This is a genomic window from Paeniglutamicibacter psychrophenolicus, from assembly GCF_030812255.1.
GTDB lineage: Bacteria > Actinomycetota > Actinomycetes > Actinomycetales > Micrococcaceae > Paeniglutamicibacter > Paeniglutamicibacter psychrophenolicus_A.
Map to the genome: position 1 here is coordinate 69,330 of NZ_JAUSSH010000014.1, position 12,458 is coordinate 81,787.

General features: G+C 69.4%; 7 protein-coding genes and 2 tRNA genes. 7 read left to right on the plus strand and 2 right to left on the minus strand.

The features are described 5' to 3' along the window. The first annotated feature begins 79 nt into the window (after positions 1-79). Entirely contained in the window at positions 80-1,045 is a 966-nt protein-coding gene (gene nudC, locus J2T21_RS16550) for an NAD(+) diphosphatase (protein ID WP_307582818.1), read from the plus strand. Positions 1,046-1,048: 3 nt separating this feature from the next. Beyond that, entirely contained in the window at positions 1,049-3,196 is a 2,148-nt protein-coding gene (locus J2T21_RS16555; RefSeq protein WP_307582820.1) for an ATP-dependent DNA helicase UvrD2, read from the plus strand. A gap of 98 nt (positions 3,197-3,294) precedes the next feature. Here the strand turns inward: J2T21_RS16555 and J2T21_RS16560 are convergent, their stop codons facing one another. Next, a complete protein-coding gene (locus tag J2T21_RS16560; RefSeq protein WP_307582822.1) occupies positions 3,295-4,353 on the minus strand; it encodes a ThiF family adenylyltransferase in 1,059 nt (352 codons plus the stop codon). Between the two features lie 215 nt (positions 4,354-4,568). Between J2T21_RS16560 and J2T21_RS16565 the strand changes: the two genes are divergently transcribed. Further along, a complete protein-coding gene (locus tag J2T21_RS16565; protein ID WP_307582823.1) occupies positions 4,569-5,276 on the plus strand; it encodes a M48 metallopeptidase family protein in 708 nt (235 codons plus the stop codon). Between the two features lie 110 nt (positions 5,277-5,386). On the opposite strand, the gene J2T21_RS16570 is transcribed toward J2T21_RS16565, so the two are convergent. Continuing rightward, positions 5,387-6,907, minus strand: coding sequence for a zinc-dependent metalloprotease (locus J2T21_RS16570; RefSeq protein ID WP_307582825.1), 1,521 nt, complete (start codon positions 6,905-6,907; stop codon positions 5,387-5,389). Positions 6,908-7,116: 209 nt separating this feature from the next. Here J2T21_RS16570 and J2T21_RS16575 point away from each other — a divergent pair, with 209 nt between their 5' ends. From J2T21_RS16575 to J2T21_RS16590, 4 genes are all read left to right on the plus strand, one after another. Continuing rightward, complete coding sequence (locus tag J2T21_RS16575) at positions 7,117-8,289, plus strand: YlbL family protein (protein WP_307582827.1); 1,173 nt, start codon at positions 7,117-7,119, stop codon at positions 8,287-8,289. A gap of 285 nt (positions 8,290-8,574) precedes the next feature. Then, positions 8,575-11,496 carry a UPF0182 family membrane protein gene (locus tag J2T21_RS16580; RefSeq protein ID WP_307582829.1) on the plus strand — a complete coding sequence of 974 codons (2,922 nt, stop codon included), beginning with the start codon at positions 8,575-8,577 and terminating at the stop codon, positions 11,494-11,496. Positions 11,497-11,604: 108 nt separating this feature from the next. Then, positions 11,605-11,678 (plus strand) — tRNA-Met (locus tag J2T21_RS16585). 250 nt (positions 11,679-11,928) lie between these two features. Further along, a tRNA-Met gene (locus J2T21_RS16590) sits at positions 11,929-12,002 on the plus strand. Positions 12,003-12,458: the final 456 nt, after the last annotated feature.

The window sequence follows — 12,458 nt, forward strand, 5'->3', positions numbered from 1 at the left end:
GCCGCGGAGGGTGCGCCGATAGCCACAACCGGGGCCCCGAAGTATGCGTTGTGGCGGTCGGGTCAGTACGGTTGATGCTATGAGCGATACCGTGCAGCAACCCGTCACCAGCCACCCCGAGCTAGGGGCCCTGCCCCTGGCCCGCACCGCCATCGACCGCGGCTGCGAACGGCGCACCCAGGCCGGCTGGCTCGATGCGCTGCGCGCGGACCCCCGGACCCGGCACCTGGTGATGATCGGCGGCCGCGCCCGGGTGCTCGACGGTGAACTGGTGCTGCTTGAGGGCACGCAGGTCCCGGCCGGGGGGACCGAGATCTACCTGGGCTCCGACGGCAGCACCGAAATCGTGCTGCATTCCTTCCCCGAGTCCCCGGCCGCCGGCGACGGTGCGGCCGGCACTGCCGCCACCCACCCGGAGCAGTGGCTGGGCCTGCGCGATGTCGCCGCCGGGCTCGGCGCGCGCGATGCCGGGATGTTCGTCGAGGCCGTGGCCATCGCCAACTGGAACCACTCGATGAACTTCTGCCCGGGCTGCGGCGGGAAGCTGCAGTTGCGCGACTCCGGCTGGGTCAAGCACTGCGCCGCGGAGGGCCTCGAGCATTTCCCGCGCACCGACCCGGCCGTCATCGTGGCCATCACCGACGAGGACGACCGGCTGCTGCTGGGCGCCAACAAGGCCTGGGGCGGCACCCGCTTCTCCACCCTGGCCGGGTTCGTCGAGCCCGGGGAATCCCTGGAATCGGCGGTCATCCGCGAGGTCGCCGAGGAATCCGGGGTGATCGTGCAGAACCCCCGCTACATGGGCTCCCAGCCCTGGCCCTTTCCGCGCTCGCTGATGCTCGGGTTCACCGCCACCGCGACGGGCACCGAGCTGGTGCCCGACGGGGTGGAGATCATCGACCTGCGCTGGTTCACCCGGGAGGAGCTGGCCGCCGAGGTCCGCTCCGGCGCCATCGCGGTGCCCTCGGGCGCCTCGATCGCCAGCGCATTGATCGAACACTGGTTCGGCGGCGTGCTGCCCGAACCCGAACGCCTGGAAAACTAGGACATGGACGAAGCAACCGGAACCAGCGCCCTGGAGGAGAGGATCCTCGGCGGGCTGGACGATGAACAGCGCATGGTCGCCACGACGCTGCGCGGCCCGCTGTGCGTGCTGGCCGGGGCCGGCACCGGCAAGACCCGCGCCATCACCCACCGCATCGCCTACGGCGTGCACACCGGGGTGTACAAGCCCTCCTCGATGCTCGCGGTGACCTTCACCGCCCGGGCGGCGGCGGAAATGCGCTCACGGCTGCGCGAACTGGGCGCCGGGGCCGTGCAGACCCGCACCTTCCACGCCGCCGCGCTGCGCCAGCTGCAGTACTTCTGGCCGCAGGCCATCGGCGGGAACCTGCCCAACATCGTCGACTACAAGGCGCCGCTGATCACCGAGGCGGCACGCCGGCTGCGCTCCAACGCGGACCGCGCCACGGTGCGCGACCTGGCCAGCGAGATCGAATGGGCGAAGGTCTCGATGCTGACCCCCGAGTCCTACGTCGCCGCCGCCGCGGCCGCCGACCGCGGGGAACCCGGCGGGCTGGACCCGACCACCGTCGCGCGGATCTTCCAGTCCTACGAGGACGTGAAGACCGATCGGCAGTACATCGACTTCGAGGACGTCTTGCTGCTCACCGTCGCGATCCTGGAGGACGACGAGCGGGTCGCGGCCTCGGTGCGCGGCCAGTACCGGCACTTCGTGGTCGACGAGTACCAGGACGTTTCCCCGCTGCAGCAGCGCCTGCTGGATCTGTGGCTCGGCGGGCGCGACGAGCTGTGCGTGGTGGGAGACGCCTCGCAGACCATCTACTCCTTCACCGGCGCCACCCCGCGGCACCTGCTGGACTTCACCGCGCGCTACGAGCACGCCCCGGTGGTCAAGCTGGTGCGCGACTACCGTTCCACCCCGCAGGTGGTGCACCTGGCCAACCGGGTGCTGGCCGCCCGCCGCCCCGAGGCCGGGGTCCCGGACCGCGACCACCCCTGGCCCACGCCGCTGGAACTGATCGCGCAGCGCGAGAACGGCCCGGAGCCCAGCTTCTTCGAGGCGAAGGACGACGAGGCCGAGGCCGCGGAGATCGCGCAGCGGATCAAGAAGCTCATCGCCGCCGGGACCCCCGCGGCGGAAATCGCGATCCTGTACCGGACCAACGGGCAGTCCGCCGCCTACGAGCAGGCGCTGGCCTCCGCCGGGGTCGGCTACCTGCTGCGCGGCGGGGAACGCTTCTTCGCCCGGCGCGAGGTCCGCGACGCGATGCTGCAATTGCGCTCCGCCGCCCGCCACGCCACCACCGGGGCCGACGGCGACTCGGTCCCGAAGCTGACCCGCGACATCCTGGTCTCCCTGGGCTACAGCGCCACGGCCCCGGCCGCCTCCGGCGCGGTGCGCGAGAAGTGGGAGTCGCTCTCCGCCCTGGTGGCGCTCGCCGACGAGATGGCCGAGGCGCGCGCCGGGGCCGAGACCCCGTTCACCCTGGGGCTCTTCGTCGCCGAGCTGGAGGAGCGCGCCGCCAGCCAGCACGCACCGACGCTGCAGGGCGTCACCCTGGCCTCGCTGCATGCGGCCAAGGGCCTGGAATGGGACGCGGTGTTCCTGGTCGGGCTCTCCGAGGGGCTGATGCCGATCTCCTTCGCCGACGACCAGGCCGGGTACGACGAGGAACGCCGGCTGCTCTATGTGGGCATCACCCGTGCCCGGATGCACCTGGGCCTGTCCTGGTCCCTGGCACGCACCCCCGGGGGACGGGCCAACCGGCGGCCCTCGCGCTTCCTGGACGGGCTGCGCCCGGCGGGAACCTCCTCGACGGCCGCGGCCCCGCGGGCCACCCGGCGGCGGGCCCCGGCCGGTCCGCCGATGTGCCGGGTCTGCGGCACGCTGCTGACTTCCGCCACCGAGCGGAAGCTGGGCCGCTGCGGGAACTGCCCCGCAGGCTACGACGAGGCCGTGTTCGAATCCCTGCGCGCCTGGCGGCTGTCGGTCGCCCAGGCCAACTCGCTGCCGGCCTTCGTGATCTTCACCGATGCGACGCTGATGGCGATTGCCGAGGCGAAGCCCTCCGGGCTCTCGGACCTGGGCCGGGTCTCGGGGGTCGGCAAGGGCAAGCTCGAGCGCTACGGCGAGGCGGTGCTGGCGATCCTGGGCGGGGAAAGCCTGGACTGACCGGCCTCGCGATCCGCCGGGATTCCCGGAATCGACCGACCGACTAGGCCGGGCTCCGGTGCAACGCAGGATTCCGGACCGTGCGGGGGAGCGGGGCTTCAGGCGGCCAGCGAGTCCAGGCAGTTGCAGCGCGGCCGCGCCTTGGCCGGAACCATGGTGGTTGACCCGGTGGGCAGGTCGCACACGAGCATCGAGCCGGCGGCGGCGGGGATGTTGATGCGGTCCAGCACCATCAGCACCTGCATCGCGGCCATCCCCGCGGCGACGGCGGCCAGCGACGCCTCCGGGCGCAGCCCCGGGACCCGCGCGCCGACCCCGGTGTCGGCGAGCATCCGCAGCGTCGGGTCGCACTGTTCCCACACGCAGTGTTCGCACATGGTCAGCCCCGGAAGGCACAGCGGGCCGAGGTTCATCCCCGAATCGGTGAACAGCACCGGCAGCATCGCGGCATCCGTGGCCAGCGATTCCAGCGGCGGGAGCATGCCGCCGGAGATCACCACCGCCATGTCCAGCGGCGGGGCGGCGGGGCTCCGGTGCCCGGTCTCGGCCACCACCAGATGCGGGTACAGGGGTGCCAGCGCCCGCGCCGTGGCGCGGGCCCGCGGGGTGCCGACGCTGCCGATGCCGGTGGTCCCGGCGCCCAGGTCCCCGGCATCCATCGACGTCGCATCGCTGAGCATCAGCGAACCGACGCCCGCTGCTGCCAGGATGTGCGCCAACAGCTGGCCCATCCTCCCGCATCCCTGCAGCGCGACCCGGGCACCGGCCCGGCGTGCGAGCACCTCGGCCGCGTCCATCTGGTAGGCCGCGCTCCACTGCCGCACATCGGGCACCAGCCGCGCCCCGAGCCCGTGGCCGGATCCCGGCCGGGCTCCGGGCGGCACCTGGGCCGGGGTGTCCAGCAGCACCGGGGCCAACATCGCCAGGATCTCGCTGCGCCGGGCGGCATCGGGTCCCTGCTCCTTCGGCTGGCCTTTCGCGTGGTCCGCCGTGTGGTCCGTGGGTGCCGAGGGGCCGTGCCCGTCATCGCCCAGGGAGAGCACGAACCGCTTTTCGGCGGCGCTCAGCCCGGTTATCCACCGGGCGCGCTGCCCGGTGCCGATTTGCACCACGCCCTCCATTAGGCTGAGTACCTGCAAGCCCGGGTTGATCCTCATGATGTTGCTCCTTCGGGAACGGCGGCCCCGGCGCGAATCCTCGTGGCCGGTGCCCTGCATGAACCCATCGTGGCACCGGGCCGCGAACGCCGCCGTGGTTATCCACACCCCGGAGCGGGAAAGCGGCGCGGCGGCGGCACCGGAGCTGCGGCACCGGGGCAAGGTCCGCGGACGGCAGGAACACGGCAGCACATGCACGGCGGAAAGGACACAACATGCGCACCCAACCATCCACCATCGAATACGTGGACGAAACGGGCACCCCCATCCGCGTGGTGCGCTCGGCCCGGCGCAAGAAGACGATCTCCGGGGCGTGGAAGCAGGACACCATGGTGGTCTCCGTGCCCGCGGGCCTCACCGAGCACGCCGAGCGCATGCTGGTGGCCGACATGGTCAAGAAGGTCATGCGCAAGGTCGTCCGCGGCACCGGGACGGACCCCGATGCCGTGCTGCTGGCCCGGGCACACGCCATGGACGCGGAGCTTTTCGGACGCCTTGCCGCACCGGCCTCGGTGCGCTGGGTCTCGAACCAGAACTCGCGCTGGGGTTCGGCCAGCCTCCAGACCCGGCGGATCCGGCTCTCGGACCGGCTCCGGTCGATGCCGCAGTGGGTGCAGGACTACGTGCTGGCCCACGAACTGGCCCACCTGGTGGAGCCGCGCGATGGCCACGGCCCGCGGTTCAAGGCCGCCTTGTCGCGCTACCCGCGGGTGCACGATGCCAACATCTTCCTGTCCGGGGCCAGCCACGGCTTCCACGCGGCCAAGACCGCCGCGGCGCAACCGGCACAGGTGCTGGAGGCGGACGACGACTTCGACGACTTCGGGGACCTCGACGAACTCGGTGGCCCCGGGGCCCCGGACGGTTTCGGCGGCGGTGTCCACGGCGGGGAAGCGGACGATCCGTACCGGTTGTTCGGCTAGGCCGGCCCGGTGGCCGTAGCCACCGGGAAACGCGAAGGGGTGCCGGCGCGCAATGCGCCGGCACCCCTTGTCCAAAAACCACCACTGCCGGCGGACCGACCGCCGGTGGACTACTTGTCGGTGGAGCCGTCCGTGGGATTGCCCGCTTCGGGACCCTTGTCGGTTCCGTCTCCGTCGGTTCCGTCTGTTTCCCCGGTACCGTCGGTTCCGTCTGTTTCCGCGGTTCCGTCGGCATCGCCGGTCTCGTCGCCGCCGGCGGGCTCGTCGAACCCTCCGTCGAGCAGCTTGCTCAGCGCGGCGTCGATGTCATCCATGCTGGCCTCGGCCAGCTGGCGGCGCGAGGTGAACCCGGTCGGGTCCATCAGGTCCTCTTCGGTCGGCAACAGGTCGGGATGCGCCCACACGGCGTCACGCCCCTCCTGCCCGCGCTCGGTCAACAGGTGCGCCCAAAGGGCCGCCGCCTCGCGCAGGCGCCGCGGACGCAATTCCAGTCCCACCAGCGAGGCGAACGCGTTCTCCGCCGGTCCGCCGGTGGCCCGGCGGCGCCGGATGGTCTCGCGCAGCCGGGTTGCCTGGGGCAGGTTCACCGCGGCCGCGGCGACGACTTCGTCGACCCAGCCCTCGATCAGCGCAAGCACCAGCTCGAGCTTGGCCAGCGCGGTTTCCTGCGCCGCGGTGCGCTGGGGCATGAACAGCCCCTCGCCCATCAGGGACTGGAAGGACTCGGGATTGCCCGGGTCGATGTCCCGCACGGCTTCCTCGATGCGCGACATGTCGATGTGGATGCCGCGGGCGTAGGCCTCCACCGAGGAGATCACCGAGGAGCGCAGCCACGGCACGCGGTTGAACAACCGGGCGTGGGCGCATTCGCGCAACGCGGCGAAGAGCAGGATCTCCTGCTCGGGAACCTCCAGGCCCTCGCCGAACGCGGCGAGGTTGGTCGGCACCAGCGCGGGGGTGGACCCGGCCAGCGGAAGGCCGATGTCGGTGGCGCCCAGCACGTCCTTGGCCAGGCCGCCGACGGCCGTGCCCAGTTGCATGCCGAACATGGTGCCGCCCAGGGACTGGAGCATGCCCTGCGCCCCGCCCATCATCGGGCGCATCTGCTCGGGGATCTGCTCGGAGAGCGCGGAGGTGATGGCCTTGCCGACGGACTCGGCGACCGGCGTGGTCAGCGACTTCCACACCGGCATGGTCTTTTCGACCCACTCGGCGCGGGAGAAGGCGCGGCATTCGCTGCCGTCGGCCTCGAACACCGTGGCGGCATCGAGCCACATCTCGGCCAGCCGGGCCGCGGATGCCACGGCGGCGGCGCGGGATGCGGAAACCGAGGGGTCGTCCTTGGCGATGGCCTGGCGTGCCGCATCGGTGGCCATCTTCCAGTTCACCGGGCCGGAGCCGCCCTGAGACATGGCGGACATCATGGCCTGGGCCTGCGCCATCATCTGCGCCATGGCCTCGGGGTTGTTGGACAGGCCCATGGCCTCGCCCAGGCCCTCGGGAAGGTTCTTCGGGTCGAATCCGCCGGCGCCGCCAAAGAGCGAGCCGAACATCTCGGAGAACGGATCCTTCGGGTTCTCGTCGTCGTTGCCGGAGTCGTCGGGTCGGTTTGATGGGGGATTCTCAGCCATGGTTCAACGGTACCCCCGGGCCAGGGCATCGGCCCAAGCTCCGCGTTGCCAGTTCGCTGTGGGCACATCGGAACCTGCTGTGAAGCAGCGCCCCGCATCCGTGCCGCTTCCGGCCGCCGCGGCCCGGGCTTGTAGGCTTGAGGCTGCGCGTGGCGCGCGGCGCACGCCTCGCCCCGCGGGCGCAGAGACCAGCAATGAAAGAGGGAATCGTGCCAGCAGCGCATGAAGAAGCCGGGGACCGGGCCGGCCGGAACGCCGGGGGGACCGAATCAACGCACCCGGGCCCGGACGGCGCCGACCACGGCCCGCTGCTGCACCGGTGGCCCGAACCGGCCCCCGGGACTGCACGGATGCGGCGCAACCGCGCGGTCGCCGGCTGGATCACGATGGTGCTGATCGCGGCCGCGACGCTGCTGCCGACCCACTTCGTGGTCGAATCCGCCGGCCCGGCGCTGAACACCATCGGGTCCGTCAACGGGACCAAGCTGTTGAGCATCAGCGGCGAGCAGACCTACCCGACCTCCGGCGCGCTGGACATGACCACGGTGTACGTCCAAGGCGGGGGCCAGGCGCGGCTGCCGTTCTTCAACGTGCTCTGGGGTTGGATCGACCCGGCCCAGGACGTGGTCCCCGAGGAAACGGTGCTGCCGCGGGGCACCACCACATCCGAGCAGAGCGAACAGAACACCGTGATGATGGACGACTCGCAGCAGCTGTCCACCGCCGCTGCCCTGCACGAGCTGGACATCCCCTTCTCCAGCCACCTGGGCGTCGTGGGATTCGCGACCCAGCAGAATTCCGGCGTGCTGAAGATCTCCGACCGGCTCGAAACCATCAACGGGCACAAGATCACCGACCTGGATGCGCTCAAGAAGCAGCTCGATGCCGCCGGCGCGAAGCCCAGCGTCCTGGGGATCCTGCGCGACGGGAAGCGGGCCGACGTCACGGTGTCCACCACCGAGGGGGCCGGGGGCCAGCGGCAGCTGGGGATCCTGCTCTCGGGCAGTTTCGACTTCCCGCTGGAGGCCAAGTTCGGGCTGGAGAACGTTGGCGGTCCCAGCGCCGGGATGATGTTCGCCCTGGCCATCGTCGATACGCTCACCGAAGGCGAGATGACCGGGGGCAAGCACTTTGCCGGGACCGGGGCCATCACTGCCGACGGCAAAGTCGAGCCGATCGGCGGCATCGCGCAGAAGCTCGTCGGCGCCCGGGACCAGGGCGCGAGGTACTTCCTGGCCCCGGCGGAGAACTGCCCCGACGTGGTGGGCAGGATTCCCGACGGGCTCGATGTCATCAAGGTGGCCACGCTCTCCGAGGCACGCGCGGCGGTCGAGGGGATCGGCGCGGGCAAGGACCCGGGGTCCTTCCCCGGCTGCGGCTAACGCCGGCGGTTCCCCCGTGCGGGGAACGGACGGGGCACCAACGGGGGCCGGATCACAATCGGCTCACATTTGTGCGACATCATCCTTTGGGGTGCCCCGCCGGGCGCCCATGCAAGGCAGAATAGAGAACAAAGACACACTTCCGGTGCGCTTTGTGCGCGCCAATCGTTCCAACGGTAGAGGTATAAATTGAGTTTTGGCACCGGCAGCCCCTTCGGAGGGCCCCCACGGGGTCCCGAAGGACGTCCCGACCCGCAGCCGCACCAGCGACGCCCATCCCCGCTGATGCCCACGATCATCGTGATCGGCATCCTCGTCGCCGTTTTCGTGTTCATCTCCAGCGTCTACGCGGATGTGCTGTGGTACAACCAGCTCGGCTTTGAACGCGTGTTCTGGACCGAGTACCTGTCCAAGGCGGCGATCTTCGTGGTCGCCTTCCTGCTCATGGGCTTCGCCACCTGGCTCTCCCTGCGCCTGGCCTACCGTTCGCGGCCGGTCTACGCCCCGGACGGGCAGCGCCAGGACAACATGTCCAAGTACCAGTCGCAGCTCGAGCCGATGCGCCGCCTGCTGATGATCGGCGTGCCGGTGGTGATCGGCATCTTTGCCGCCACCGCGGTCACCTCGCAGTGGAAGGAAGTGCTGCTCTTCTTCAACCAGGTCGACTTCGGTGAGGCCGATCCCCAGTTCGGCATGGACCTGGCCTTCTACATGTTCTCGCTGCCGTTCATCGGCCTGCTGACCGGCTACCTGATCTCCGTGGTGCTCATCGCCGGGATCGCCGGCCTGCTGACCCACTACCTCTACGGGGGCATCCGCATCGAGGAGCGCGGCGGCGTCGTCATCGGCAAGCCCGCCCGCATGCACATCGCGGTCTTCGCCGTGGCCTTCCTGCTGCTGCAGGCCGTGAACTTCTGGGTCGACCGCTACTCGACGCTGCTCTCGCAAAACGGCCGCGTGGCCGGCGCCCTGTACACCGACGTGCACGCGGTCATCCCGACCAAGACGATCCTGGCGATCGCCGCCGTGCTGGTCGCGGTGACCTTCCTCGTCGGGGCCATCATGGGCCGCTGGCGCCTGCCGATCATCGGCACCGCGATGCTGCTGGTGACGGTCATCGTCGCCGGGGGCATCTACCCGTTCATCGTGCAGCAGTACCAGGTCGTCCCGTCGGAAAAGACGCTGGAACGCGAATTCATCCAGAAGAACATCGAGATGACGCGCAAGGCCTACGGCCTGGACTCGGTCGAGGAAACCGCGTACGACGTCCAGCTGAACCCGCAGAAGAACGCGTTGGCCAAGGACTCGGCAACGACCACCAACATCCGCCTGCTGGACCCGAACCTGGTCTCGGCCGCGTTCGACCAGCTGCAGCAGTTCCGCACGTACTACAAGTTCACCAAGACGCTGAACGTGGACCGCTACGAGATCGACGGCAAGACCGAGGACACCGTCATCGGCGTGCGCGAGCTCAACGTCGACCCGGGTGACACCTGGGTCAACCAGCACATCACCTACACCCACGGCTACGGCGTGGTCGCCGCCTATGGCAACCGCGTGGCAGCCGGCGGGCGCCCGGACTTCATGCTGTCGGGCATCCCGACCAACGGCGTGCTGGGCAACGACGACACCTACGAACCCCGGATCTACTTCGGCGAAACCTCACCCGACTACTCGATCGTCGGCGGCCCCGAGGACTGGGAGCCGCGCGAGCTTGACCGCCCGGCCTCCGGCTCGGGCAGCCAGGACACCCGCAACACCTTCGAGGGCGACGGAGGGCCCTCGGTGGGCAACTTCTTCAACCGCCTGGTCTACTCGCTGAAGTTCGCCTCCACGGACCTGTTGCTCTCGGATGCGATCAACTCCGAGTCGCAGATCCTCTACGACCGCAACCCCAAGGATCGCGTCAAGAAGGTCGCACCGTACCTGACCGTGGACTCCAACGCCTACCCGGCGATCGTCGACGGGCGCGTGCAGTGGATCGTTGATGCCTACACGACCTCGAAGAACTACCCGTACTCCAAGCAGCAGGCACTGGACTCGGCGGTCACCGACTCGCTGACCGGCGGGACCCGCGCGGTGGCCGCGACGGGACAGATCAACTACATCCGCAACTCGGTCAAGGCAACCGTGGATGCGTACGACGGGTCGGTCACGCTCTACGCGTGGGAACCCGAGGAACCGCTGCTGCAGGCCTGGCAGAAGGTCTTCCCGACGAACATCAAGTCCTACAAGGACATGTCCGCCGAGCTGATGAGCCACGTGCGCTACCCCGAGGACCTGTTCAAGGTCCAGCGCGAACTGCTGGCCACGTACCACGTGACCGATCCCGGCGGATTCTACGACTCCAACGATGCCTGGTCGGTCCCCTCCGACCCGACGCAGTCCAACGCGAGCGTCAAGCAGCCCCCGTACTACCTGTCGCTGAAGATGCCGAAGCAGGAGAAGGAAGCCTTCTCGCTGACCTCGACGTTCATCCCGCAGACCGCTCCCGGCGGCCAGCAGCGCAACGTGTTGTTCGGCTTCCTGGCGGCCGAGGCCGATGCCGGCACCAAGGCCGGAGTCAAGGGCGAGGGCTACGGCAAGCTCCGCCTGCTGGCCATCCCGCGTGAGCTCTCCGTGCCCGGCCCCGGCCAGGCACAGCAGAACTTCGACTCCAACGCCACGGTCTCGCAGGCGTTGAACCTGCTGCGCCAGGGCGCCTCGGAAGTGAAGAACGGCAACTTGCTCTCGCTGCCCGTGGGCGGCGGCATCCTCTATGTCCAGCCGGTCTACGTGCAGTCCTCCGGACAGACCTCGTACCCGACCCTGCGCAAGGTGCTCGTTGCCTTCGGCGACAAGGTCGGATTCGCGGACACCCTCGCCGAGGCCCTGGACCAGGTGTTCCAGGGGACCAGCGGCGCGGTCACCAGCGAAACCGGGACCGGAACCGGAGACGGCGACGAGGAGCCCGGAACACCTCCGGCCACGCAGACCGCAGAGCAGCAGCTCACCGATGCCCTGGGCGACGCCAACGCGGCGATCAAGGCCGGACAGGCCGCACTGGCCGAGGGCGACTTCGCCAAGTACGGCGCGGAGCAGACCAAGCTGCAGGATGCACTGGAACGCGCCACCGAGGCACAGGACGAATTGACGGGCGCCCCGGCTCCCACCGAGACCCCTGCGCCGTCCGAAACCCCGGCACCGTCCGAGTCCCCGGCGCCTTAAGGCACCGGCCACGGAGCAGTCCGGTGTCGCCCTGCCGGGCATGTGAGCAGGGCGACACCGCCAGGATTTGCTCCGGCGCGGCCCCGTGCGCGATGATTGACATATCGCCGCGGGGTGGAGCAGTTCGGTAGCTCGCCGGGCTCATAACCCGGAGGTCACAGGTTCAAATCCTGTCCCCGCCACGAAAGAAAGACCCCGACCGGGGAAATCCGGTCGGGGTCTTTCCTTGTCTGCGCCCGGGGGCTGCGGGCTCCGGCCTGGGTGGTGGGAGGCGTCACGTTGGTAAATTTCGCTGAAGCCGCTTTTCGATGCAGCAATCCATTGAAGTTGGCGTGCGTCTCGGTGGCATTCGCCGGGGAAACGCGAAAAACCGACGAAACCACGGGTCGATTAGGCGTGACGCGGGGGCGCTGGTACTGTTGTATCTACCGACGCGGGGTGGAGCAGTTCGGTAGCTCGCCGGGCTCATAACCCGGAGGTCACAGGTTCAAATCCTGTCCCCGCCACAAAAAATGATCCGCGGTCCTGCTACAGGGGCCGCGGATCATTTGTCTTGAGCGCACACAACCGGCCCGGATGCGGGCCGCGGGACACAACCGGGCACGCGCACGAAATGTCACCGAGGGCAGCCGGATGCGGGTGCCGTCGGTCCCCGGGTCCCTGCGCCGGGCCCCTTAAAATGCGGTGAAATGCCAATTGACCTGATATTTTGCCGTACACCCGGGCTGGCGTCATAGACTTGATCGGTAAGTTGTCGGCTTGGCATATGTCGAGCATTGTCGAGTCCATACGAGGTAAAGCCAACATGCCGAAGCAGCCAGCATCGAAAAAAGGTGTTCCGGCGAAGAATGCCGTTCCAGCTGACGCCGTGCGCCCAACGCCTGCCAAGGCCGCAGCTGCGGCAAACGGACCCGCGGCCGGGAAGACACCGCCGCCTGCCGGAACCACCAAGCCGGCTTCTG

Bases quoted from the DNA above. Each gene is read 5' to 3' on its own strand.
- nudC (WP_307582818.1), top strand. From the start codon at position 80: ATGAGCGATACCGTGCAGCAACCCGTCACCAGCCACCCCGAGCTAGGG.
- J2T21_RS16555 (WP_307582820.1), top strand. From the start codon at position 1,049: ATGGACGAAGCAACCGGAACCAGCGCCCTGGAGGAGAGGATCCTCGGC.
- J2T21_RS16560 (WP_307582822.1), bottom strand. From the start codon at position 4,353: ATGAGGATCAACCCGGGCTTGCAGGTACTCAGCCTAATGGAGGGCGTG.
- J2T21_RS16565 (WP_307582823.1), top strand. From the start codon at position 4,569: ATGCGCACCCAACCATCCACCATCGAATACGTGGACGAAACGGGCACC.
- J2T21_RS16570 (WP_307582825.1), bottom strand. From the start codon at position 6,907: ATGGCTGAGAATCCCCCATCAAACCGACCCGACGACTCCGGCAACGAC.
- J2T21_RS16580 (WP_307582829.1), top strand. From the start codon at position 8,575: ATGCCCACGATCATCGTGATCGGCATCCTCGTCGCCGTTTTCGTGTTC.